Source organism: Pseudomaricurvus alkylphenolicus, from assembly GCF_011683955.1.
Taxonomy (GTDB): domain Bacteria; phylum Pseudomonadota; class Gammaproteobacteria; order Pseudomonadales; family Cellvibrionaceae; genus Pseudomaricurvus; species Pseudomaricurvus alkylphenolicus.
This window is the reverse complement of sequence record NZ_JAAQPI010000002.1, coordinates 718,568-742,773: the sequence shown is the minus strand read 5'-3', so window position 1 is coordinate 742,773 and position 24,206 is coordinate 718,568. Positions and strand designations below refer to the sequence as shown.

The window sequence follows — 24,206 nt, the reverse complement described above, 5'->3', positions numbered from 1 at the left end:
AAAAAGGAAATGCCGTCAGAGAATCACTTTGCGCCCGGCGCTGCCCATAGTCTGCTGGGTCAGCCATCCTTTTGCCGGCGCCACCGCTTCCAGACCAATAAAACCTAACGCCCTTAACGCGGCACGGGGCAGCGCGCTGCTGGAAAACCATTTGGTGAGCTGATCACTGAATTGTATGGTCAGTTGTTGGTCGAGTTGTTGCTGCTGCTGGTATTGCTGCAAACGGCTCAAACTGCCTAATCGCTCGCCTGGTATATTTTGTTTCAACGTGGCTGCCAGAGCCGCACAGTCGCGCAGCGCCAAATTAAACCCCTGCCCTGCGACGGGGTGCAGGAAGTGCGCTGCATTGCCCATAATCACGATGGAGGAACGCACCTGCTCTTTTGCCACAGACAATGCCAGCGGGTAGCTATCGCGTTTGCCAACCTCAATCAGTCTGCCCAGACGATAGCCAAAGCGCTGCTGCAGTCGCTGCAGAAAGTCGTCGTCGGACGCTTGCAGCAATTCGCCCACACACTCACTCGGTTGCGTCCATACCAGCGCACTTTGGCAACCTTGTACAGAGCCGCCCAGAGGTAACAACGCCAGCGGGCCTTCGTCGGTAAAGCGTTCATAGGCAACCCCCTGGTGAGGTTGATCCAGACTGATATTGGCTATGACGGCAGTCTGCCGGTAGTCCTCCACCGCCAGATCAATACCCAGACTTTCGCGCAGGGGCGAGCGGGCACCGTCGGCAATGACCACCAAATCTGTGTGAAGACTGTACTCTTCACCCTGATAACGGAGCGAGAGCCTGGCGCCGTCCGCCACGGGTTGTATGCGCCCAACCTGCGCCGGCGCCAGCAACTGCAAATTCGGTAACTGATGCAAATGACTGAGCAGAGTCCGACCGATCCAGGTGTTGGGCACCACATAGCCCAGCGCTTCGACGCCGGCCTGGTGACGATCGATCAGACTGCCTCCCAAATGGCCGCGATCAGAAACGTGCACCTGATGAATAGGGGTCGCCTGCTGTCTGAGAATATCCCACAGGCCGGCCTGCTGGAGCAAGGTGACACTGCCCCAGGCAATGGCCGTTGAACGGTCATCAAAACTGGGCTGGTAAATTGGCTCACCAGCGGCCGGTAATTCAAACGCTTCCAGCAAAGCGATACGCCAATTGGGATTGGCCTGAGCCAGCAAGGCGGCCAAAGTGGCACCAACCATGCCTCCACCAATGATGGCGATGTCCACAGGTTCCAGCTCATTCATGGCGTTGCGGCTCGTCTATTGTTCAGCCATCAATTGTTCAGCCATCAGGGCCTCAATGGCCTCGATGCTTTTGGGTACCGCAGAGGTGAGAACATCACAACCTTCTTTTGTGATAATCACATCGTCCTCAATACGAATGCCAATGCCACGCCACTTGGCATCCACGCCGGCATTGTCAGGTGCCACATAGATGCCCGGCTCCACCGTCATGCACATGCCCGGCTCCAGCACACGCCACTCACCACCGACGCGATAATCGCCCACGTCGTGAACATCAATACCCAACCAGTGGCCAATGCGGTGCATATAGAATTCTTTGTAGGCTTCGTTTTCGATCAGCTCGTCAACATCACCCAACAAAAGCCCTAACTCAACCAGACCCTCGGTGATCACTCTGATGGAGGCTTCGTGGGGCTCGTTCCAGTGGTTTCCGGGTTTGATTTTGTCGATGGCGGCTTGTTGTGCCTTGAGTGTCAGTTCGTAAAGCTGCCTCTGTTCCGGATTAAAAACACCATTTACCGGAAATGTACGGGTAATATCTGCGGCGTAATATTCCAATTCACAGCCGGCATCGATCAATACCAGATCACCGTCCTTGAGTTCGTCCGAGTTCTCCACATAGTGCAGAATGCAGCCGTTGGCACCACCACCCACTATGGTGTTATAGGCCGGGAAACGCGCGCCGTTCATCGCAAACTCATGTTGAATTTCTGCTTCCAGCTGAAATTCAAAGCGCCCGGGGCGGCAGGCCTTCATGGCTCGCAGATGAGCGGCGGCTGAAATTTCCCCCGCCCGTTGCAGCAGTCGCACCTCAGCCGCACTTTTATAGAGCCGCATGTCGTGAAGAGTATGATCCAGGTCCAGCAACTCACCGGGCGGAATGGCTCCCGTGCGCACCCGCGCTCGAATGGCGTTCACCCACACCATCACCTGATGATCGAAGTCGGCATCTCGCCCCATAGCGTAATAAATGCGTTCACGCCCTTCGATCAGTCCGGGCAGAATATCGTCAATGTCGTCGATCGGAAACGCGTCGTCGGCACCGAATGTTTTGCAAGCGGCTTCCGGACCGGTACGGTAACCGTGCCACACTTCCTTTTCACGGTCTTTTTCCCGACAGAACAGCACATACTCACCGTGCTCACGGCCAGGCAATAACACCAATACGGCTTCGGGCTCGACGAAACCGGATAAGTAATAAAAGTCGCTATCCTGTCGATAGGAATATTCGGTATCCCGCGATCGGATCTTTTCCGGTGCCGCCGGCAAAATGGCGATACTGTTAGGCTCCATCATCGCCATCAATTGCTTGCGGCGGCGGGCAAATTCCTGCTTGGTAATGGTCATATTTGTCCTGTCGAATCTGAGTCTTTGTCAGCGATGCTGCCAGAGGGCGACGTTAATGGAGGGTGGGGCCTTCATCTTTGGGGCCAGTGCCAAAATCGGAAAACAGCGTCATGACCGCCAGACGCACGTATTCCACAATTTCGGTAAAGTCCGCTTCCGCATCATCTTCATCCATGCCGTCGCCAATACTGACAATTGCCGCCATATCCCTCAGCGCATCAGCGGCTTCGGCAGAAAATTTAGCGCTTGGATCCAGACCGGCACTGCCAAACCCGGACAAAAATCCGTGACACCACTCTCCCAATGCACGGGTACGCAGGTCCATCTCGGCATCGTCCTGTGGCAGCAGCAACTGAAAACCAAATTCACTGTCTTCCAATTGAGAAAGTACAACCGTATAGAGGCGAGCCAGTTCGGTTTGGCCTCGGTCTTCATCGTCACCAACGACTCCCTCTTCTTCAGAGGTGATCACATCCAAGAACACCAGGGCTTCTTCCATCCATTGGTCGGCTTCGAGGCGTTGCCCGCCGGTGAGCTTGCCACACAGCATACCGTGCAGCTCTGACGGACTGTTCAGGGCCCCAAGAGGCACCAACAGGTGGTTCAATTCTTCAAATGAAATAAGGGCTTCTGGGGCTTTATCGGTGGCACTCATGAAGGGTATCCCGGGAACTTACAGGGCGATTTAACCGGGCATCCTATCATGAATGCGCCCGAGCGTCCGCAAGGCAGGACTAAAGCCTGCTTTTTTCCTGTAAAAACAGTGTTCTAGCCCACATTCTATAGATCATTTCTAGATAAGTTGCAGCGCCATGTTGACCCCTCTCCGGCGTCGACTTATATTAGCTTGATTGAGTACCGCAACCAGGCCTCCCGTCCATGACCAACCAACACCTGCTTACCCTGGAAATCAAACTGGACCAGTTGATTGACCAATGTGAGCGTCTGAGGCTGGAGAACGACGCGCTTAAGGAAGACGCAGCCGCTGCCCAGGAACGTGAGGCCAGCTGGCAGGGAGAGCGCACGCGGCTGATTGAGAAGAACGAGCTGGCGCGCAATCGGGTGGAAGCCATGATCTCCCGCCTCAAGAGCCTGGAATCACAGAATTGAAGTATTTAAACGCGATGCTACCGGAGCCACAGGAGCCGCCATCGAGAGCCACCACTATGAGTAGTGAAACCGTCTTTGTGCAAATCCTGGATAAGGAATATCAGGTCGCCTGCCCGCCAGGTGAAAGAGACGCGCTGATGCAGGCTGCCCGCAAACTCGACGAACGCATGCGCGATATTCGGGCTGGAGGCAATGTGATTGGCCTGGAACGCATTGCGGTGATGGCCGCCTTGAACCTCAGTCATGAATTGCTTGAGGCCAAAAACGTGGTGCCGGACCCCGTGGATAATGACACCCTGCAGCGCCTGACAGAAAAGCTTGATCGAGCCCTTGACAAATTCTGATGTGAGTCACCAAGCAGCTGGATACCTCCTCCATACGATGAAACGCAGAAAAATACAAGATTTTGGCGATCGATCATCTGCGTTATAATCCACTCAACCCTGATGTGTTGGCCAGTTGACGAGTCCTCGAGCCGATAATGTATACCCCGGGGGTAACTAGCCAGTGTCGGTGTGCATGTCCGCATGACGGAAAGCCTGAGGCATTGCAGGAACCTCCACCTTGAGCCTTACGGTTCAAGGCCAAGTTGACAGCCGCACGTTCGGGGCTTCTGATTTTCAGGCCACGATTTTCTGAACTACTCAAATAGTTGGGATCTGGCCCATCGATAATAGTAAACCTACACAACCACCTCTCGACCGCAAGCAGTTGCGCCGCTCGTTGCGGGCTAAACGTCGCGCCCTCAGCTCCCGCGAGCAAAAACTTGCCGCCAGGCGCCTATGCAGACTGCTGCTCTGCCAACCCCTGTTTATCCGCAGTCGCCATATTGCGTTTTATTTGCCAAACGATGGAGAAATCGACCCTCGTCCACTTATCGTCGCCGCACAGAGGTTGGGCAAGCACTGCTACCTGCCGGTGCTGGCGCCAGGCAACGTCAACCGATTGTGGTTTGTGCGCTATACCGATAGCACTCCTATGGTGAAGAACCGCTATGGTATTAGCGAACCCCGACCCGATTTCCGCCGGCGCCGCCGGGCGCAGGATCTGGATCTGGTGTTATTGCCTTTGGTGGGTTTTGACCGCTTTGGCGGCCGTATGGGCATGGGAGGCGGCTTTTATGACCGCAGCTTCAGCTTCAAACAGCATGTGAACGCACATAAACCCTATCTGATTGGGCTTGCCCATGGCTGCCAGCAAGTGGACAGGCTGAAACTTGCCAGCTGGGATATTCCACTCGGTGCGGTCGCCACTGATGGGGACTTGTTTCACCCGCCCGGTAGCTTCACCCAAAGAGAGTTTCTGAAGTGATTTAGACCACGTCACAGTTTGATGTTTCCTTCACTTTGAGGCAATCTAAAACGCGTGTGAATACAGGCCGTGCGCCTATGAACTTTGATCAGGCCAAACGTTACTTGCTGGCAAAACCGGAGGCACTGGAGGACTACCCCTTTTATCCAGATGTCGCTGTGTTTAAGGTAAAAGGCAAGATGTATGCGACCCTTAGCCGGGATGATGGTGTGCCGCACATGAATTTAAAGTGTGACCCAGAGCAGGCTCTCGCGCTGCGAACCGTTTTTGAGTCTGTGCGGCCTGGCTATCACATGAACAAAAAACACTGGAACACGCTCGTCCTGGACGACAGTATTCCCTCCCACGAAGTCGAGCGCATGATCGACCATTCCTATTCCCTGGTCGTCAGGGGCTTGAAGAAGGCCGAGCGAACGTCGCTGGAGCTAAACTACGGAAGCGACTCGTTGTATTGCGATCCTCCCCTGAATGGCTGACAGGGGGCTGAAGGAGAGTGGTAAACTGACCCGCCTAGCCACCAATTCAATCCGTCGAACCCTGCCGCAAACGCAGGGCACGTCTAACCACAGCAGACATAGCAGCAAACACTAAACACGGCGGTCATCGATAGATGCCGCAAAAGAAGTACAAGAAGTAACGGAAGGTTTTAACTGTGATCAAACTCGATGAATCCGTCATCAAACACGTGGAATCCGGCTTTCATATCCCTCCCAAGCCGGAGATTCTGAACACGATTCAAGACATTGCCAACGACCCCGAGGGCAGTATCTCCGACATCGGTGACTGCGTTGCTAGCGACGTGGGCCTATCTTCCGCGGTCCTGAAAACTCTAAACTCCCCGTTTTATGGCATGAGCCGCACGATTTCTGACGTGCGTCAGGCCACTATGATGCTGGGCATCGAGAGCATAAAGGCCCTGGTGGCCAGCTACGAAATTCGCCGCGCATTTACCGGCGACTCCTGTATCTCCCTGGAACGTTTTTGGGACAGCGCGGCCGAAATTGCCAACGCCATGGTATTTATAGGCAAACGGGTAAACTCGAACATTCCTCTGGAAAACCTCCACGTAACCGGGCTGTTTCACGATTGTGGGCTTCCGGCCATGTCGATCAAGTTTCCGGATTACGTAGACACGCTGCGCCAAGCCAATGAACAACCGAATCTTCTGCTGACAGAGCTGGAAGAGGAGCGATATCACTGTAATCATGCTGTCATCGGTTATTACATTGCCAGCTCCTGGGGTCTGCCCAAGGAACTCTGCAGCGTAATCCTTCAACATCACGCCATGGACGCGCTCAACGGCAAGGTCTCATCAGAGTTCCTGTGGATGTATTCCTGCCTCAAAGCGGCTGAAAACCTGGTGGAACAGACCCGCCGCTTCAAACCCACCACAGACTGGATTCGCGTCGGTGATCAGGTGCTTGCGGCAATGGGCCTTTCGGATCTCGACTACTCGGATATCGAGGAAGACTACAACAATCTGGCCCTGGAGTAAGCTGATCGCGGACTGAGTGGCCAGCCCTATTGCCGTAGCTTGTTTTGCAGCGAAATGCGCACTGCGGCCGCTTCAGAGGAAACTCTGGTATCACAGTGATTTTGGATCTCCTTGGGACGAGTCTCACTGAGACGTCGCTGGAGTCGCTCAGCCAGCTCCCTATGACGACGGTGCAGATAGATGTAGGTAGGGTACTCCAACAGGGTTGGCGAGATGATCTCCAATCCTTTCATCTGGGACGGCGGCAGCAGCTTAGACACCACTGTCGGCAATAGCAACGCATCGAGCCGACCATAGGCCACCATATCCAAACCCTGCTGGAGCCGCTCCACCGGGTAAAATTGGTACTCTTGATTCAATTTGGGTATCGACTGGTTGAGATATTCCAGCCCCCTGATCACCCCCAGGTGGCGGATGGACTGGCTGGCATTGGCAGGCACTCCGTAGGCGACAACACAGGCATAGAAGAAAGGCTCATCGACCTGCACCAGGTTGGTGAAACCTGCTGCAACTGTCGCGGCCTTAGTCAGATCCCCGTCGATACGACCGGCATTGGCCTCTACCATACCCCGTTTGTTGGGCATCCAGACCACGTCGAAATCATAACCCTCGAACAGTAAGGCGTCTCGGAGCCAATTATAATGGCCCGTTTTGCTGAATTGACTTTCAAAAGCGGCGCCAAACGCCAGAGATAAACGGCGAGGTTCACCCTCCAGAGGATTGGACACACTCAAAGGGCACAGCAGCCCCCACCCCAGCACCAGACACAGCGCCTGCCAAAACGGTTTCAAAACATTCCTCGATGCCGCCGGCACAGTAACCGTTACTGCGGCTATTCATTGCTACTTTCAATATTGGAGTGAAAAAGGTTCGATGAATGCTTGCAAGACGGGATCATCGGCAATCCGCCATCATAGGGTATTACCCCCTTAGACCGTAGACTTTGCGAACCCCGGCTTTCGCCGGGGGTAGCCCTTTTCGATAGGCACAAGTTACAACAAAATGATTTACGTGCCAACCCCTTGATATCAATCAATGCAGAGAGGCGGTTTTGGGTTCCTGTAAACGCCATTGACCGACCACGGGTAAATGGTCAGAAACATCCAGAGTATCGTGCTGGCGCACATAGCCTTTTTGCAGCTGCCAGTGGTGGCTGTAGAACAGATAATCGATGGTGCGATCGGGACCTTCTACACGAGGGTCATTGGGAAAGTGGGTGTACCAGAGGTGGGGTTTTTCGCCAATGAGGTGCTGGCGTGAAGGAATCGCACCAAACTGCTCATACAGCGGTGCCAGTGCGGTTTCCCGGTCAAAGTCGGCGGTACCGGCCGCCTCCAGTTTGTGCCACTGGCGACCTTCATCCGGCGGCAGCAAATTAAAGTCGCCCCCAATAATCCACGGAATCTGTTCCCGTTCAAGCCGCTGAAACAGGTTCATAGCCACCCCCACCTGCGCGGGCATTAAGTCTGAACCGTCTCCCCAGGCATCGAAATGGGTGTTCAACAGAGCCAGGGAGCGGCCCTGTTGACTGATCATGCGGGTTTCGAGAATCGCCCTCTGGAAATAAAAGCGCCGGGTGAGTGAATCCTGATGCATATAGGGCAATTGATGGCGGCGCGCCTGGGTCATCGGATAGCGCGACAGGGTGGTGAGCTTCATGCTCACCGGCCCAAGAATTTTCGGGTGCAACACCAGGCCAGCTTTCCAATAGTGTGCATTGGCCTCACAGGGATAGGCCGCCTCCCCGAGCTGCTGTTGCAACAGGGCTAGCTGGTCCTGGTAGTGGGTGCGACTGTCATCAGCGTCATTGAGCTCTTGCAGCAGGACGATATCGGCCGACTCTGAGCGAATGATATCGGCCACCCGCTCCAGCGTCAGACCGAGATCCTCCTCGCTGGGTTGCGTGTCCGGCCCGTCCGCCACGTCGTAAAAAAAGACGTAGTTTTTACCCGCCAGATACTGCACGTTAAAGCTGACCACTTTAAGCGGTTGCGATTCGTCCCAGGGTTGAGCTTCACTGTGGCATTGTGTCTCCACGTCCAGGACCGGTGGGTACCAATCCACGGACTGCCAGGCCCAAGCCATCACTCCAAGCGCCGTGGTCAAAAGGACCAAAGCGCCGACACCCAAGTATTTCATGCTGTACCTGTTTTCTGTACCGATTAAAGCGCCGCGAGAATGGTTTCAGCGCTGCTTTTGTCGATACCTTTGGTGTCTACGTTGAGCAGTTCCACCACCCCGTCATTCACAATCATGGCGTAACGCTTGCTGCGCAGAGGACCCATTTTGAAACCACTGGCGTCCATAATCAGTCCCAGGGCCTCAGCCAGTTCGCCGTTGCCGTCGGCCAACATGGTAATGTGTTCCGCATTTTGGTCCTTGCCCCAGGCTCCCATGACAAACACATCATTGACAGAAGTACACACGATCTCGTCAACGCCCTTGGCCTTGATATTGTCCGCATTAACCACAAAACCGGGCAGGTGGGTCATGGAACAACCGGGTGTAAATGCACCGGGTACTGCCAGCATCACTACTTTTTTACCCGCAAACAGTTCATCAGTCGTAACTTCCTGAGGGCCCTCTGCGCCCATCACCTGCAGGGTTACTGAAGGTATTTTGTCGCCCGCTTGAATGCTCATTGTTGTATCTCCTTATTGCTGCTTTGGATCGTGTGCTTAGTTGAAATTGAATCCGCTAGGGAGTGTGAAACATGTCAGATCCCCTGGCAAGCGTGACCCGATGGTCCCGAAGCATGCCGGCGTCACTTGTTCGGAAATTGCTCTGCATCGGCGTGATACTCAATGATTGGTATTGATTCGAATGGCCTGCGGCAGCCAGCAATTTACCTGATTAAGGCTTGATCTGGATTAATACCTGCGGTGCGACAATACTTTCTAATAAATTGTCACCACACCCGGAGGTTTGCCGATGGGTCAGGATATCCACAGTGAGAGCTTCAGCGAGCAAGAGGCTGAACAGTTCGAAGAGCGCCTGCAGCAGAGCCTGGGCGTTCTGAAGAAGCTGTTGCAACACCCCGATTTCGGACGCGGAGAGCTCAGTCTGGGCGCTGAGCTGGAAAGCTACATTACCGACGACAAAGGGCGGCCCCTGTCCATAAATCGCCTGCTGCTGGATGATTTGCAACATCCGCAGCTGCAGCTTGAGCTCAATCGCTACAATATCGAATATAACTTCGCTCCCCAGTTGCTGCACGGAAGCCCTTTTAGCCGCTTGCACAGTGAGATGGACCAGTGTCTGACTCTGATGGGCAATGCCGCTCAGGCACGCGGTGGACAGATTGTTCCCATAGGTATCCTGCCAACCCTCGAACACCGCGACCTCACCGAAGAAGCCATGACCGACCTGACGCGTTACCGGGTTTTGTCGAACACCTTAAACCGGCTTCGCGGCGGCGACTTTAAAGTCGATATTCACGGCGATGATGACCTGCAGGTAAGTACCTCACAAGTGGTGTTTGAGGGCGCCAATACCAGCTTTCAGGTGCATTTGCGGGTGGAACCCCAACATTATGCCGATACCTTTAATACCTTGCAGCTGGTGTCTCCACTGGTGGTGGCCCTGAGCGCCAATTCACCGTTACTGTTACAGCGGCGCCTTTGGGACGAAACCCGCATCGCCTTGTTTAAACAATCTGTGGATTATCGTCATCGTGGCAGCGGCCGCTGGCAGCACCCCGCCCGGGTCTCATTCGGGCAGGGCTGGGTGAGAGACGGCGCCTGGGAATTGTTTGCGGAAACCGTGGCATTGCATCGCCCGATCATGACGGTGCTTTCCGACCGCGACCCTCACCAGCGCTACCATGAATTGTACGAGCACCCTGAAGAGATTATCGCACCCGAGCTGCCAGAGCTGAATCTGCATATGGGCTCCGTCTGGCCCTGGAACCGGGCGGTTTATGATCACAACGACGGTGGCCATTTGCGTATCGAGATGCGAGCCCTGCCCTCCGGCCCGACCCCACTGGATATGGTGGCCGCGGCAGCGCTTTATGTTGGCCTGGCACTTGGGTTAAGGGATCGCATCCGGGACTGGCTGCCCTCTATTCCGTTTTATTACGCCGAGTACAATTTCTATCGTGCCGCTCAACGTGGCCTGGATGCGGTACTGGTCTGGCCGGACCCGAATCTGCATCGGTTGGCGGAAGTCCCGCTGCTGGATGTGGTGGAGTCAGCCTTGCCGTTTGGCCGCGAAGGATTAAAGACCGCCGGTGTGGTCGAGGAAGACATCGAGCGCTACTTGAGTGTCATTGAACAACGCTTTGAACGGCAGTGCTCTCCCGCGCGCTGGCAACGCAACTGCCTGGACCACTATGAGCAGAAGCTGTCCAGGCCGGCTGCCTGTAAGGCCATGTTCGAGAGCTACTGTGAACAACAACGCAGCGGACAGCCGGTGCATTTGTGGCAGCCTTACTGACATGGTCCCTCTTTCACTCAGTTTACCCGTTATCTCCCGCCAGACGGACTTGCCACACTCCGCTTACGACTGGCTGAACCAGCTGCAGGACAGTTGCTGGATCTACGTACCGGGCTGGAACCCCAAACGCCGGCGTGTCATCGTCACACTATTGCATGGCAACGAGCCCTCTGGCACCGAAGCCCTGCTCGCCTGGCTCAAAGAGGATGTCACACCGGCCTGTGACCTTTATTGCTTACTGGCCTCTGTGGCCACAGCGCTGACTCCTCCGGAGTTCAGTCACCGGATGCTGCCCGGAAGCCGCGACCTCAATCGGTGCTTTGCCCCCCCTTACGATGATGATTGCGGTCGGCTGGCCCGCCAGATTACCGATGATATAGCCTACCTGGAACCCGAAGCCCTGATCGACATCCACAATACCTCCGGCAGCGGTCCATCTTTTGCTGTTGCGATGGATTACAGCCCCAGGCATCTCGCCCTGATCAGCTGGTTTTGCAACCGGGTAATCGTACCCGACGTGCGCTTGGGCAGTCTGATGGAAGTTGATGCGGGCTGCCCCACCATCACCATTGAATGTGGCGGGGCCCGGGACGAGGAGTCCCTGCAGGTGGCTTACCAGGGCATTCATCAGGTGGCTGTGCACGAGGATATTTTTAAGTCCCCCCCTCATGAGCCTGAGGTTCTCTTGCACCCCCAGCGGGTTGAGCTCAAGCCTGGAGTAAGTGTTCGCTATCACGAAGCTCCCTGCGAAGATGCGGACATTACACTCTGGCCAAGTATCGAGCACTGTAACTTCGGCACCACCGGTATCGACACTTCACTGGGATGGGTAGGGAATGATGGCATTGGGTTGATACAGGCTCTCGATCGCGACGGGGAGGATCATGCCAGCAGACTCTTCCGTATTGATCGCGGCTGGCTTCACCCTGCAATGCCATTGAAGATCTTTATGGCTACCAGCAATCCCGAAATCGCCACCAGCGACTGCCTGTTCTACGCTGTCCCGGCGGACTGACATTCAAGGGTTGGAATCGGTAAGGCAACCTCTTATACTGTATGAAAACACAGTACAATCTGAGTGCAGCCCTATGAATGTTTCCGAACTCGCTCCGGTAGAGATTCGCTCCCAAATTGCGTTACCCCTGTTCCTCCACAGCGATACCGCCGGTTTTGGTAGCCCGCTGGATGAAGAAGAACCAGGCCTGGACCTTAACGATTATTTGCTGCGCCAGCCGGATAACTCCTTTTATGCCCGCGCCAAGGGTGACGCGCTGCTGCATCAAGGTATCCAGGACGGCGATCTGCTGGTCATTGATCGCGCCCTCAAGCCCCAACATGGCGATATTGTGGTGGCGGTTTTGGATGGTGAACTGATTTGTCGCGAACTGGATTTGCGCAACAGCCTGCTGCTGTCCGGAGATGAGAACCTGCCGCCAGTGTCCCTTGGCGACAGCGCCGAGCTGCGCATCGAAGGGGTGGTGCTGCATTCCATTCGGCAGCACCGTTAGTATCGCGCAAAGCGATAGATTTCAACCCTACTGATCGAGCGTAAATCGAATACGCTCGGTCAGTACGGGCCATGGCGCCACCCTGTTTTCATCCGGTATGTATTTCCAGCGCTTGACCGCGCGCACCGCTGATTTCTCAAACACACCCTCCGGATTGGCGTGAACTACCTGAACATTAGTGGTCGCACCGGCACCGTTGACCTCAAAGCGCACATCCACAAATCCTTCCACCTCCTTTTGAATGGCGCGGCGCGGATAGGTGGGCGGAATCATCACCTGCTGCACAAGCCCCCCACCACCAAGTGTGACACCGCTAAGCGCGCCGGTCTCGGGCGTGTATCGGATGGTCGAGCTGATGTCTGTGCGTTCCAGGGTTAAGTCTGTGTCCATTGGCGGTGGATCAATAGTCGGCTCGATGGCCGGATCTTGCGGTGGTTCGGGTTTTGTTTCTTCGATGCGGGTTTCTATCACCTTCGGTACCGCCACTACATCAACGATGGGCCCCGACGGTTCGACGGTCTGCGGTATGTCCTCTGTATGCACCAGAAAATGCATAAAATACAATAGCCCCAGGGTAACGCATGTCGCCCCCAACAGACTTTTGAGAAAGGTAAATTCAGGCCGAGCGGTAGCTGCGATGTCCATAGACACCCTCCTTACAAGGTTTGGTTAAGTCAGAGTCGTGCGGTGTTTACCGCCGTTGCTCTAGTAGGTAAATGCGATCTCGGTGACCGCAGGTGGTGAAGAACGAGGTGGGGGTTTGCCTCCGGCAGATTCATCGGTAAGGCGGAAAATAAACTCTTCGCTGACACCGTGCATGTCCACGGCCTCTCCATTAATTGTCAGCGGAACAAATCGCGATGCATCCAGCGCCCGCAATACCGTACGTTCGAACACCCCCTTGGGTTGCGCGTAGATAATTTGGGGATGGCGGGGGTGGCCCTCAGCATCCACGGTAAATTGCACCATTACCCGCCCTTCCAATTGTCGCTCTATGGCGCGGCGGGGGTAGACCGGCGTCACCATTTTTACCGGCAGGTAGCCTCTTACCCGCACAGCCGGTTGGGCAAAACTGGGGTTGTCGACGCTCGCGATCAAACTTGGCGGGACGCTCAAGGTCGGAGCCGCCACCACCGCCAAGTGCTCCATCGGTCGATCCTGCGGAGGCGGTACCTGTACAAGAGTTCTGGGTCGGCGGTAGTCCTGCTCTGGAATCAGGTGATCCCAGCTAGACGGCCTTGCGGCCTGCAGTCCCATTTCCGCTAACGGCATGGCCTTTACCGGCTCTGCTGTTGTTTGACGCCCCGGATCGCGCAGACCCACGGCGCTCAGCGGCAGCAACAGTGCCACTGCCATTACCAGTGCACTCTTCCATTCCTGACGCACCAGAATATCGTGATCAGCGTAGCGTTCGAGCAGCGCTCTGATACGGGCATAGTTGCTGTTTTGCAACAGTGGTGTCACCGGCAGATCGGTTTCACCCACTCCCCGTTCGAGTTGCAACAGGAGCTGCGCATAGTCCTCGTTGCGGTCACGATGATTCAGCACCCAGTCATCGCAGGCACGTTCTGCCATATCGGCAAGGAGACGGTTTAACCACCATACTGGCGGCAAGAACCAAAACAACAGGCAAATGACCTTGCCCAATAGCATGGTGAACCAATCCCCTCGGCCGATGTGCGCCAGCTCGTGAAGAATAATCAGCTGCCGGCTTGCAGCCCCCCACTGCAGCGCTTCCACTGGCATCTCAATAACCGGTCGCCACAGCCCCCATGAAACCGGTGGGCGCTCTGCCTCGGTCAACATAAGTCTGACAGGCCGATCGATGCCACTGATTCGGCTCAGATGATCGATTTCCTGTTGCAGCTGATCATAGCCTGGCAAAGTGATATCCGGCTGACGCCGACTCAGCTGCCATATACCGAGCAACAGGTAATTGACGCCCCAGAGCAACGCAAACAGGTAGATTCCCAACAGCGTCCAACGATTGGATTGAAGCCATTCCGCGGGTACCTGGAACTGCGCTGTCGCAATGGTCAAGGGAGCAGGAAACCACCATGCCACCAGCAACGACAAGGGCAGTAGAGCCAGTACCATCAGCAGGTTGAGGTGTCGGGTGGTGGCGGAGAAGCTCTTTAGCCCCAGAAACTGAAACCACCCCAACAGCAATATCAACAGGGGCTTTAGCAGTCCAATGGTGATCAGGTGAGTCATTTCAAATCCTCCGGCAGCGCCATCCCTTCGGTTAACGATTGTTTCGTTTCGCCTCGGCGATCAGTGCCTCTAATTCTTCAATTTCGGCATTGCTGAGTTTTTTCTCACCCCCACCCAAAAGGGCATTCACCGCTTTGGCCGCCGACCCTTCGAAAAAGGTCTTCACCACACGCTGTAGCGCATTCTGGCTGACCGCCCGTTTGTCCTGACGAGGGAAATAGATATAACGAGCGCCATCCTGACGCTTATCCACCGCGCCCTTATCCAGCAGGCGAGCCAACAGTGCCCGAACCGTCGAATAGGACGGCGCATCGCTCATGGACTCTTGCACCTGTTGGGCTGAGGCCTCCTCTTTGGCGTACAGAATGTCCACAATTTCCCGCTCGCGGCGGCTGAGCTTGATCTCGGAACCGCTGGTGTTTTTTTCTGTCATGACGATACCCTTGCTTGCGCAGTCTGACTGCGGACAAATCGGAGAATTCAACTTCAGTTGTAAAACCTGCCTTGCAGTGTCGAGGTAGAACTTACAACCAGGATGCTACATTTTTAGCACCATGCTACAAATGTAGCACCTTAAATCTTTGAGTCAAGCCCCGGAACCCAATTAAAATTGGAGCCGGAGGACGTGACAGGACGGACTCCTAACAACAGGGTGCAGTGTTGCGATATCGGATCCGGAGTGAAAATCGCTTTGAGCGGCAGGTAATGGCAGCCTCCTTGCTGCTGGTGTTTCTGGCTTTGGGTGGATGCCAGGGGAAGGATTCCCTCGACTCACTTCTCAACAATTACCAAGGTCGAGTGAGCTCTGTTTTGGATCTGAAAGCAGATTTACTGCGTCCATCTGATCAAGATGCATTGTCTCGTTACCCGACACAACGCCAACTTGAACAGCCGTTAACACCGCTGCAGATCGATCTATTGGAGTTTCTACAACTTTCCCGCTGTGATCTGCAGCGTTTGATTGGAGAGCGCAATTCCAGCCTCGGCAAGGTGATGGCCCACTCCCAGCAGCTGCTTTACCACCGGCGTTTTATTCTGCTGACCCATGAGTGTCTGCGATTTCTCACTGATTTAAACGATAGCGAGGCGTTGGTCAGAGCGTTGGAGCTGGCCTTGGCTGAAAAACAGAAAGATCTTCCCGCAGCCCAATGGAATGCCAGTTTTGGCAGCCGCGAGTTCCAGCAGTTGTTTTCAACCGCCACTCCCGCCCTATCTCCGATCGAGGCGACACGGGGACAGGCACAATTGCTTCAGGCAATGACCGCATTGCGCAAAGCTCTGACACTCTCCACGCCTCCCGAGGGGGGCGAGTTCGAAGCACACTATGCCATTATTGGCAGCGATAAGCAGGCAGGTCGCTTGTTGCAGGCTCAGGCGCAACTGTCAGAAACCCTGAATAGGATGACCCTGGCCGTGGACGAGCGTCTGGCTCGCCGCCATCTATGCCTGACCGGCGCCCCCACGCCGGAAGCTCGCAGCCTGCAGCAGGTATTTCTGAAGTTTTACATCGGTGAGGTGCAGCCCTATATCGCTCAGGTCCACCGCCACAGCAAGGAATTGCGGCAAGAGTTGATAAGCCTTCGAGCCCTGTTCCCCGGAGCGAGAGAGGCCTTCGACCACTACTGGCACGGCACCTGGGGAGAACAACCCCCGTCAACCTGGTCGAGGTTCAATGCCGCCATTGCCGCCCATACTCAGATGTGGCAAAGCCTGCTCAGTGACTGCGGTCTCAGCCCGGGGAATCCTGCACCTTCCTGACCAAAATCTATATCAAAAAAATTTGATATAGATTAAATCTCTGCTAGACTGCTTGCCATGTCTCAGTCCGTTTCCACCCTTTCGGCGCCCGAATCCAGCGCCACCAGCGACCTGGCCGCCACACTCAAGGCGGCGGGTGATCCGCTGCGCCTGGAGATTTTGCGCCTGCTGGCGCGGGATTCCTTTGGGGTAATGGAGTTGAGCCGCATCTTCGAGATTAAGCAGTCGGGGATGAGTCATCACCTCAAGGTATTGGCCAATGCCGGCCTGGTGGCCAGCCGACGCGAGGGGAACTCCATTTTTTATCGCCGTGCGCTGCCCAGTGCCGGACCGCACCACGAGCTATTAAACAGCCTGTTTGTGACTCTGGATGGGCATTCGCTCAGCCTTTTGGTGCAGCAGCGGTTGGGGCAGATTCAGCAAGAACGAGCCTCTGCCTCCCAGGCATTTTTTGCGGACAACGCGACGAAATTTCGCGCTCAACAGGATCTGATTGCCAGCTATCCCGTCTATGCTGACGCCGTCGGCGAAATGCTGGCGAGCCTCGATACAGCCAAAAACGGTACTGCACTCGAGGTGGGCCCCGGTGAAGGCGAATTCCTGTCTCAACTGGCCCCTCGCTTCAAACAGGTTGTGGCGCTGGATAACTCAGAATCCATGCTTGAGAAAGCACGCGCGTTCGCCAGACAGGAAGCTTTGAATAACGTGGAGTTTCTGCACGGTGATTCCAAGCTCGCCGTTTCGCGACATCTCCAAGTGGACTGCGCAGTGATCAATATGGTCTTGCACCATGTACCCTCACCTGCGGAGATTTTCGACGATATCAGCCAGCTGTTGCGCCCCACTGGTCACCTGCTGGTCACGGATCTCTGTCGCCATGATCAACAGTGGGCGCGGGAAGCCTGTGGTGATATGTGGCTGGGTTTTGAGCCCGACGACTTTTCTACATGGGCTGGGTTGGCTGGTTTGCAAGAAGGACAAAGCCAGTACATTGCCCTGCGCAATGGTTTTCAAATTCAAATACGACACTTTTTTAAGCCCCCACGCTGATGCGCGGCGGCCTTTGACATTAGGAGAACGACTAGATGTCTGAATATTCCGTATTTACCTCCGAATCCGTTTCCGAGGGACATCCCGATAAAATGGCGGACCAGATCTCCGACGCCGTGCTGGATGCCATTCTGGCCCGTGACAAGTACGCCCGTGTCGCCGTAGAAACCCTGGTAAAAACGGGAATGGCGATTGTCGCTGGTGAATTGACCACCTCCTGCTATGTGGACCTCGAAGACATTATTCGTCAGGTCATCACAGGTATCGGTTACAACAGCTCCGACGTAGGTTACGACGGTGCCACTTGCGCTGTTCTGAATGCCATTGGCAAGCAATCCGTGGATATCAACCAGGGTGTGGACCGTGCCAAACCGGAAGATCAGGGTGCCGGGGACCAGGGGCTGATGTTTGGCTACGCCACCAATGAAACACCTTCGTTGATGCCGGCGCCTGTTTACTATTCCCACCGACTGGTGGAACGCCAGGCTCAGCTGCGTAAAGACGGCGTTCTGCCCTGGTTGCGTCCCGATGCCAAGAGCCAGGTGACTCTGCGCTATGAAAACGGCAAACCCGTGGCGATTGATGCGGTGGTCTTGTCTACACAGCATAATCCCGAGGTCAGTCAGCGCGATATTCGCGAAGCCGTGATGGAAAATATCATCAAGCATGTGTTGCCCTCGGATCTGCTGCACGCGGAAACTCAGTTCCACATTAATCCCACAGGTAATTTTGTGATTGGCGGCCCTGTTGGCGATGCCGGTCTTACAGGCCGTAAGATTATTGTGGACACCTACGGCGGTATGGCTCGCCACGGGGGCGGCGCTTTCTCCGGTAAGGATCCCTCCAAGGTGGACCGTTCCGCTGCCTACGCCGGTCGTTACGTGGCCAAAAATGTGGTGGCTGCCGGCCTCGCCGACCGCTGTGAGGTTCAGGTGTCTTACGCCATCGGTGTGGCAGAACCCACTTCCATTTCTGTCAACACTTTCGGTACCGGCAAAGTCAGTGACGAGAAGTTGATTAAAGCGATCCGTGAAACATTCGATCTGCGACCTTACGCCATCACCAAAATGCTGGACCTGCTGCACCCAATGTACCAACTGACGGCCGCCTACGGCCACTTTGGTCGCGAACCTTTTGAACACACCTACACCTGGCGCGATAACGGCGGCGAAGAACAGACCGAAACCTTTACCGCATTCACCTGGGAAAAGACTGACAAAGTGGACGAGCTGAAGGCCGCCCTGGGTTAACAGGCCCGCCAGACGACATATTTTTGGAGATACCGAGATGACCACCGAATTTACCGATTACAAAGTTGCCGACATCAGCCTCGCCGACTGGGGCCGCAAGGAAATTGAAATCGCCGAAGGCGAGATGCCGGCTCTGATGGCTCTGCGTCGCAAGTACAAAGACAGTCAGCCCCTGGCCAATGCCAAAATCATGGGCTGTATTCACATGACCATTCAAACCGCGGTTTTAATTGAAACCCTGGTGGATCTGGGCGCCGATGTGCGCTGGTCGTCCTGTAACATTTTTTCCACCCAGGATCACGCCGCTGCTGCCATTGCCGCTGCGGGCATTCCAGTTTTTGCCTGGAAAGGTGAAACCGAAGAGGAATTCTTGTGGTGTATTGAGCAGACCATTCTGGCAGAGAAAGATGGTAACCAAGTTTGGGATGCCAACATGATTCTCGACGACGGTGGTGACCTGACCGAGATGGTTCACGCCAAGTATGCGGATCTGTTGAACGATATTCACGGTATCTCTGAAGAGACCACCACTGGTGTTCACCGTTTGTTGGAAATGCTGGAAAAAGGGACTCTGAAAGTACCCGCCATCAATGTGAACGACTCCGTCACCAAATCCAAGAACGACAATAAGTATGGCTGCCGTCACTCGTTGAACGATGCCATCAAACGCGGCACCGATCATCTGCTGGCGGGCAAGAAAGCTCTGGTGATTGGCTATGGCGATGTGGGTAAGGGGTCAGCGGCTTCCCTGCGCCAGGAAGGCATGATTGTAAAAGTCACCGAGATTGATCCAATCTGTGCTATGCAAGCCTGTATGGATGGCTTTGAAGTGGTTTCACCTTATAACGGTGGTGTTAACACCGGTGAGACCAAAGACATCAATGTTGACGTTCTGAGCACCACCGATCTGGTCGTTACCACTACCGGCAATATCAATGTGTGTGATGCTGCCATGCTGCAAACCCTGAAGAGCGGTGCGGTGGTTTGTAACATCGGTCACTTCGATAACGAAATTGATACCGCCTTCCTGCGTAACAACTACGAGTGGGATGAAGTGAAGCCACAGGTACACAAGATCTACCGCGATAAGGCCAGCAATGATCACCTGATTCTTCTGTCCGAAGGCCGCCTTGTGAATCTTGGCAATGCCACCGGCCACCCTTCGCGCATTATGGATGGCTCCTTCGCCAACCAGGTGCTGGCGCAGATCTATCTGTACGAAGCCAAATTCGCGGATTTGCCGGATGCAGAGAAAACCGACAATCTGTACGTTAAGGTGTTGCCCAAGAAGCTGGATGAAGAAGTGGCTCAGGATATGGTCGAAGGCTTTGGCGGCGTGATTACCCGGATGACTGAGGCTCAGGCGGACTATATTAACGTTGATGTTAACGGCCCCTTCAAGCCCGAATCCTACAAGTATTGATACTTGAGTTGATTTTGAGAAGACTATGAACAAGCAAGACGATTTGCGCCTCAGCTTTGAATTCTTTCCTCCTAAAACAGAAGAGGGAAGAACCAAGCTGCTGAAAGTGCGTGAGGAACTCAGTGAGTTACAGCCGGAATTCTTTTCGGTGACCTACGGTGCCGGCGGTTCAACCCGCGACAACACCAAGGGCATCATCGTGGAATTCAAAAACCAGGGCGTCTCTGTGGCACCGCATCTGTCGTTCGGTGGCGATGATGAAGACACCATGAAAACCCTGCTGCAGGAATACCTGGATGCCGGGGTGGATCGCATTGTTGCCCTGCGTGGCGATATGCCCTCGGGCATGGGCGGCGCTTTCCAGATGGTGTATGCCAATCAGTTGGTTGCCTTTATTCGCAAGCATTTTGACAATCAGTTTCATCTGGAAGTCGCTGCGTATCCGGAGATCCACCCTGAGGCCACCAGTTACGATGACGATGTCCGTTATCTGAAGGGCAAGTTCGACGCCGGTGCCGACAGCGCATTGACGCAGTATTTTTATAGCCCGGACGCTTACTTTTACTTTATGGATCAGTGCCAGAGAGCGGGGATCGACAAACCGATCTACCCGGGTATTATGCCGATTCTCAATTATCGCAACCTGATTCGTTTCAGCGACAATTGCGGCGCCGACATTCCCCGTTGGCTGCGCAAACGTCTCGAAAGCTTTGGTGACGACATTGCCAGTGTCAAAGCGTTTGGAATCGACTTGGTCAGCGAACTGTGTGAAACTCTGCTCGACAACGGCGCGCCGGGTTTGCACTTCTATACCATGAACCAGACAGACCCGACAGCGACCATCGTTCGCAATCTCGGACTGGATTGATACTGCTCACCCATGCGTGTACCTCGCATTTTTTCCGGGGGGCCCCTGGCCCCCAATAGCCGTGTAGAACTGGATGAAAACGCCTCTCGTCATGTGGGCAGGGTGTTGCGCATGCAGGTCGGACGGGGTTTGGTACTGTTCAACGGAGAAGGTGGCGAGTACCCGGCAACCATCGCTGAAGTGGGCAAGAAGCGCGTCAGCGTGGATCTGGGCGAATTTCAGGATTGCGAACGGGAATCACCGCTGAGCATTCATTTGGGCATCGGCATTTCACGGGGTGAGCGCATGGACTGGGTATTGCAAAAGGCCACCGAGTTGGGCGTCAGCCAAATTACGCCTTTGTTTACGGAACGCACCGAAGTCAAGCTCACGGGTCCGAGACTGGATAAGAAGCACAACCACTGGCAGCAGATCCTCATCAGTGCCTGCGAGCAGTGCCAGCGTAATCGGTTGCCACAATTGAACACCGCCCTGACGTTTAATCAGTGGTTGCCTGCCATCACCGAGGCTGCACGTTTCGTCCTGCACCATCGAACCGAACAATCCCTGGCACAACAGCCGCCGCCCTCTTCCGTCGCTTTGGTTATAGGTCCGGAAGGCGGCCTCTCTGCCGACGAAATTGCGCGCTGCGGTGAATATCAGTTCCAGCCGCTGGCTCTGGGGCCACGTGTGTTACGGACTGAAACCGCCCCCATTGCCGCTATCAGTGTGCTGCAATACTTGTGGGGTGATCTGGCCGGTTGATAGTAACCTCAGGCAACAACGTCTAGAATAAGGATTGAAATACTGAAGCAACGTTGCCATGGCATCCAGCACATCTTCCAACAACAGCTTTTCCATTTATCGCACCAGCATTGAGCAGGTGATGAGAGGGCAGGAACGCCTCCCCAGCCTGCCTACCATTACACTCAAAATTCGTCGCGCCGCCGCGGATCCCAATACCACGATTCAGAACCTCAGCGATATGATTGGACAGGATCCGAGTCTGACGGTCGTGGTAATGCACCACTCTCGCAGCCCCCTGTTTAAGACCCGTACTGAAGCCAAATCCCTGGAGGATGCCATTCGTCTGATGGGCATTCCCTATGTTGTCAATTTGGTGATGATCCACAGCCTTAAGAGTCTGTTTCTGGTACAGAATCCCGGTCTCAAAGCACTATTCGCCATCAGCTGGAAACGCCAGGCCTTAAAGGCATCCATGAGCCGTTTCCTGGCGGTGAAACTGGGAATGCAAACCCCGGATGAAGCGTTTATCTCCAGCCTGCTTAGCGAGGTGGGTACACTGGCGATCCTGTCGGCCCTCAGCGAAACACGGCAAGTACCGGATCAGGTCGCTTACCTGCGCCTGTGCCGGGCATACAGCAAATCGTTGGCAGTGATTATTCTCAAGAAGTGGGATATGGACAGCCGCTATGTGGAAATTGCCAGGGGTTGCGGTGAATGGCAGCAGGTGAAATCGACGGATAACAGCCCCTTGACTACGCTGGACATCGTAAACCTGTCGCTCTATCACAGCGTCAGCTTACTTAAACGGGACCACTCTTTGCCGGCGCTGACAAATCTGGATTGCTACCAGCGTTTACCAGCTAGCCTGGCACAGCTCAGTAAAAACGGGTTACTGCAATTGGTGATGTCCAACCTTAAGGAGATAGTGGACTCGGCCCAGACTCTGCATTGACCAGCCCAACATCCCAAACTCAGAACAGGTAATTCAATCAGTTGTTACTCGTCCTCCAGTCCAGGTACGCCCATTCGAGCGCGGTAATATCCGGAATCACCACATCTTCGCCACTTAAGGTCACGTGCATGCGCTCGAAGGGCCGGGCTTCCTTACCTTCGGTAACCCGCAAGTCTTCTTCGCTGACTCGTGCCAGCTTGGGAATCCCCTGAGTCAACAGCGCTACAAAAGGGAGTTCTTCATCCACGCCGGTATGATTAAACACGGCTATCCGACTGTAGCGGTGTACCTCGGGTTTGGCGCCCCCATTCAGAACTTCAAGCATCATCAGAGGTACCTGCTGATCCCGCCAGCGCAATAATCCCAATAGCCACGCCGGTGCGTTGTCAATCGCTTGCGGCATTGAATAGGGCACCATCTCCGCTACTGACACCGTTGGTGCCAATAAAATGCGGTCTTCCAGTGGAATCATCAGGCTGGGCAGAACGTCGGTCAGACCGGATTCCAGCACCTGAACCTCATTTTCCATGTTGAATCCTCTTACGTCGTTTTCTGTTCCGTGGTTGTCTCAGCGATTCACGCAAACACGATTTAACTGTTGGGCCAGTTGTGCGGGGCTACCCTGGTAGCTTACCACCCCCGTATCCAGAGCGGCGTCAGGCATGGCACTGACGGTACAGGTTTGCGGCTCCTGCACCCAAACCTGACCACCCCGATGCTGCACGATTCGTGCACCGGCCGCGCCATCGTCACCCATGCCAGTAAAGATGATGGCACCGCAGTATTGCCCGTAGTGACAAGCGAGATTGCCAAGCACCTGATCGATTGAGGGGCAATACGGGCCGGGCCAGGCTTCGGCGTTGGCGGCAAAGGTGCCGTTTTCCTGCAACTCTATGCGATCTGCGTTGGCGATTACGCCTACGCTGCCGGCACGCAGGATGTCGCCGTGGCGAGCGATGTACGCCGGGTATTGGCCATGTCGCTCAAGCATTTGTGCCAGTGTCTGCTCATACCCGGGGTCCATATGCTGGACATAGACAAAACCCAATGCCAATCCACCTGACAACTCGCTAAAAAAAGCCCGTACCGCTTCAGGCCCGCCAGTGGAGGCGGCCAGGATCCACACCTCATTGGCAACACCTTGGGCTTTCTTCGCCAGATTGACGGTGCCTTTCAGCTGGTGCAGCTTTTCCTGCATACGCCGACACCAGGCTGTCAGTTGATCACTCTCACTGCAGCCTTCATCAACAATCACCGCTTGATCGAGTTGCGCCAACCAGTTTTCAAGCAGAGGGTGTTCCCGCTCAAGGATCACCAGCCAGGCATCCACCTGCTCATCAGCGGGCGGCCTATCTGCATTAAAAGCATTGGTAAGCAGAGCGACCTGCACCCGGTTACCACTGTCCTGAATCAGGTTGCGCAACTGATTGAGTTGAGCTCCTGATTCCACCAGCAGCCCCAGGCGAAGGCCTCCTGTGGTCATGCCAGATCCACTATCGCTATGGA

General features: G+C 54.9%; 26 protein-coding genes, 1 other RNA gene and 1 riboswitch. Of the genes, 16 read left to right on the top strand and 11 right to left on the bottom strand.

Annotated elements, in window-relative coordinates:
* Positions 1-15: 15 nt before the first annotated feature.
* From ubiH to HBA55_RS08595, 3 genes are read right to left on the bottom strand one after another with little or no spacing between them, the layout of a single operon-like run.
* Complete coding sequence (gene ubiH / locus HBA55_RS08605; RefSeq protein ID WP_206019614.1) at positions 16-1,251, bottom strand: 2-octaprenyl-6-methoxyphenyl hydroxylase; 1,236 nt, start codon at positions 1,249-1,251, stop codon at positions 16-18.
* Between the two features lie 15 nt (positions 1,252-1,266).
* Positions 1,267-2,598, bottom strand: a complete 1,332-nt coding sequence (gene pepP, locus HBA55_RS08600) for a Xaa-Pro aminopeptidase (RefSeq protein WP_166989403.1) — start codon at positions 2,596-2,598, stop codon at positions 1,267-1,269.
* Between the two features lie 52 nt (positions 2,599-2,650).
* Entirely contained in the window at positions 2,651-3,253 is a 603-nt protein-coding gene (locus tag HBA55_RS08595) for a UPF0149 family protein (protein ID WP_166989401.1), read from the bottom strand.
* Between the two features lie 224 nt (positions 3,254-3,477).
* Between HBA55_RS08595 and HBA55_RS08590 the strand changes: the two genes are divergently transcribed.
* The 6 genes from HBA55_RS08590 to HBA55_RS08565 all read left to right on the top strand — a co-directional run bounded on the left by HBA55_RS08590 (position 3,478) and on the right by HBA55_RS08565 (position 6,514).
* The gene (locus HBA55_RS08590) at positions 3,478-3,708 is read left to right on the top strand and encodes a TIGR02449 family protein (protein WP_166989398.1); all 231 of its coding nucleotides are present in this window, start codon (positions 3,478-3,480) and stop codon (positions 3,706-3,708) included.
* 56 nt (positions 3,709-3,764) lie between these two features.
* Positions 3,765-4,052 (top strand): cell division protein ZapA, encoded by a 288-nt coding sequence (locus HBA55_RS08585; protein ID WP_166989395.1) that lies wholly within the window; start codon positions 3,765-3,767, stop codon positions 4,050-4,052.
* Between the two features lie 93 nt (positions 4,053-4,145).
* Positions 4,146-4,323, top strand: a non-coding RNA gene (ssrS, locus tag HBA55_RS08580) — 6S RNA.
* A gap of 96 nt (positions 4,324-4,419) precedes the next feature.
* The gene (locus HBA55_RS08575; protein ID WP_206019612.1) at positions 4,420-5,019 is read left to right on the top strand and encodes a 5-formyltetrahydrofolate cyclo-ligase; all 600 of its coding nucleotides are present in this window, start codon (positions 4,420-4,422) and stop codon (positions 5,017-5,019) included.
* A gap of 77 nt (positions 5,020-5,096) precedes the next feature.
* Positions 5,097-5,495: an MmcQ/YjbR family DNA-binding protein gene (locus HBA55_RS08570; RefSeq protein WP_166989393.1), complete on the top strand. Its 399-nt coding sequence runs from the start codon at positions 5,097-5,099 to the stop codon at positions 5,493-5,495.
* A gap of 176 nt (positions 5,496-5,671) precedes the next feature.
* Positions 5,672-6,514 carry an HDOD domain-containing protein gene (locus tag HBA55_RS08565; RefSeq protein ID WP_166989391.1) on the top strand — a complete coding sequence of 281 codons (843 nt, stop codon included), beginning with the start codon at positions 5,672-5,674 and terminating at the stop codon, positions 6,512-6,514.
* A 26-nt stretch (positions 6,515-6,540) separates the two neighbouring features.
* On the opposite strand, the gene HBA55_RS08560 is transcribed toward HBA55_RS08565, so the two are convergent.
* The 3 genes from HBA55_RS08560 to HBA55_RS08550 all read right to left on the bottom strand — a co-directional run bounded on the left by HBA55_RS08560 (position 6,541) and on the right by HBA55_RS08550 (position 9,156).
* Positions 6,541-7,305, bottom strand: a complete 765-nt coding sequence (locus tag HBA55_RS08560; RefSeq protein ID WP_166989389.1) for a type 2 periplasmic-binding domain-containing protein — start codon at positions 7,303-7,305, stop codon at positions 6,541-6,543.
* A 105-nt stretch (positions 7,306-7,410) separates the two neighbouring features.
* Positions 7,411-7,498: riboswitch (cyclic di-GMP riboswitch) on the bottom strand.
* Positions 7,499-7,546: 48 nt separating this feature from the next.
* Positions 7,547-8,653, bottom strand: a complete 1,107-nt coding sequence (locus HBA55_RS08555; RefSeq protein WP_166989387.1) for an endonuclease/exonuclease/phosphatase family protein — start codon at positions 8,651-8,653, stop codon at positions 7,547-7,549.
* A gap of 23 nt (positions 8,654-8,676) precedes the next feature.
* Entirely contained in the window at positions 8,677-9,156 is a 480-nt protein-coding gene (locus HBA55_RS08550; RefSeq protein ID WP_166989385.1) for a peroxiredoxin, read from the bottom strand.
* 289 nt (positions 9,157-9,445) lie between these two features.
* Between HBA55_RS08550 and HBA55_RS08545 the strand changes: the two genes are divergently transcribed.
* The 3 genes from HBA55_RS08545 (at position 9,446) to HBA55_RS08535 (ending at position 12,459) form a co-directional block, all read left to right on the top strand.
* On the top strand, positions 9,446-10,951 hold the full coding sequence (locus HBA55_RS08545) for a glutamate-cysteine ligase family protein (RefSeq protein ID WP_166989383.1): 1,506 nt from the start codon (positions 9,446-9,448) through the stop codon (positions 10,949-10,951).
* A complete protein-coding gene (locus HBA55_RS08540; protein WP_166989381.1) occupies positions 10,902-11,966 on the top strand; it encodes a M14 family metallopeptidase in 1,065 nt (354 codons plus the stop codon). Before HBA55_RS08545 ends, HBA55_RS08540 begins: the two co-directional genes overlap by 50 nt.
* A 73-nt stretch (positions 11,967-12,039) precedes the next feature.
* Entirely contained in the window at positions 12,040-12,459 is a 420-nt protein-coding gene (locus tag HBA55_RS08535; RefSeq protein ID WP_166989379.1) for a S24 family peptidase, read from the top strand.
* A 27-nt stretch (positions 12,460-12,486) separates the two neighbouring features.
* On the opposite strand, the gene HBA55_RS08530 is transcribed toward HBA55_RS08535, so the two are convergent.
* Genes HBA55_RS08530 through HBA55_RS08520 form a run of 3 tightly spaced genes read right to left on the bottom strand, consistent with a single transcriptional unit; the run spans position 12,487 to position 15,106 of the window.
* The gene (locus tag HBA55_RS08530; protein ID WP_166989377.1) at positions 12,487-13,104 is read right to left on the bottom strand and encodes an energy transducer TonB; all 618 of its coding nucleotides are present in this window, start codon (positions 13,102-13,104) and stop codon (positions 12,487-12,489) included.
* Positions 13,105-13,164: 60 nt separating this feature from the next.
* Positions 13,165-14,673 (bottom strand): M56 family metallopeptidase, encoded by a 1,509-nt coding sequence (locus tag HBA55_RS08525; RefSeq protein WP_166989375.1) that lies wholly within the window; start codon positions 14,671-14,673, stop codon positions 13,165-13,167.
* A gap of 31 nt (positions 14,674-14,704) precedes the next feature.
* On the bottom strand, positions 14,705-15,106 hold the full coding sequence (locus tag HBA55_RS08520) for a BlaI/MecI/CopY family transcriptional regulator (RefSeq protein ID WP_166989373.1): 402 nt from the start codon (positions 15,104-15,106) through the stop codon (positions 14,705-14,707).
* A gap of 272 nt (positions 15,107-15,378) precedes the next feature.
* On the opposite strand from HBA55_RS08520, the gene HBA55_RS08515 reads away from it, so the two are divergent.
* From HBA55_RS08515 to HBA55_RS08485, 7 genes are read left to right on the top strand one after another with little or no spacing between them, the layout of a single operon-like run.
* Positions 15,379-16,431 (top strand): DUF3080 family protein, encoded by a 1,053-nt coding sequence (locus HBA55_RS08515; RefSeq protein WP_166989371.1) that lies wholly within the window; start codon positions 15,379-15,381, stop codon positions 16,429-16,431.
* 57 nt (positions 16,432-16,488) lie between these two features.
* Positions 16,489-17,481 carry an ArsR/SmtB family transcription factor gene (locus tag HBA55_RS08510; RefSeq protein WP_166989369.1) on the top strand — a complete coding sequence of 331 codons (993 nt, stop codon included), beginning with the start codon at positions 16,489-16,491 and terminating at the stop codon, positions 17,479-17,481.
* Positions 17,482-17,516: 35 nt separating this feature from the next.
* Positions 17,517-18,731, top strand: a complete 1,215-nt coding sequence (gene metK / locus HBA55_RS08505; protein WP_166989367.1) for a methionine adenosyltransferase — start codon at positions 17,517-17,519, stop codon at positions 18,729-18,731.
* 37 nt (positions 18,732-18,768) lie between these two features.
* A complete protein-coding gene (gene ahcY, locus HBA55_RS08500) occupies positions 18,769-20,154 on the top strand; it encodes an adenosylhomocysteinase (RefSeq protein ID WP_166989365.1) in 1,386 nt (461 codons plus the stop codon).
* 25 nt (positions 20,155-20,179) lie between these two features.
* A complete protein-coding gene (metF, locus tag HBA55_RS08495) occupies positions 20,180-21,022 on the top strand; it encodes a methylenetetrahydrofolate reductase [NAD(P)H] (RefSeq protein ID WP_166989362.1) in 843 nt (280 codons plus the stop codon).
* 12 nt (positions 21,023-21,034) lie between these two features.
* On the top strand, positions 21,035-21,766 hold the full coding sequence (locus tag HBA55_RS08490) for a 16S rRNA (uracil(1498)-N(3))-methyltransferase (protein WP_166989360.1): 732 nt from the start codon (positions 21,035-21,037) through the stop codon (positions 21,764-21,766).
* A gap of 58 nt (positions 21,767-21,824) precedes the next feature.
* Positions 21,825-22,700: an HDOD domain-containing protein gene (locus HBA55_RS08485; protein ID WP_166989358.1), complete on the top strand. Its 876-nt coding sequence runs from the start codon at positions 21,825-21,827 to the stop codon at positions 22,698-22,700.
* A gap of 37 nt (positions 22,701-22,737) precedes the next feature.
* Here the strand turns inward: HBA55_RS08485 and HBA55_RS08480 are convergent, their stop codons facing one another.
* Both HBA55_RS08480 and HBA55_RS08475 read right to left on the bottom strand, forming a co-directional pair.
* Positions 22,738-23,229: a chemotaxis protein CheW gene (locus HBA55_RS08480; RefSeq protein ID WP_166989356.1), complete on the bottom strand. Its 492-nt coding sequence runs from the start codon at positions 23,227-23,229 to the stop codon at positions 22,738-22,740.
* 39 nt (positions 23,230-23,268) lie between these two features.
* Positions 23,269-24,183, bottom strand: coding sequence for a chemotaxis protein CheB (locus tag HBA55_RS08475; RefSeq protein ID WP_166989354.1), 915 nt, complete (start codon positions 24,181-24,183; stop codon positions 23,269-23,271).
* Positions 24,184-24,206: the final 23 nt, after the last annotated feature.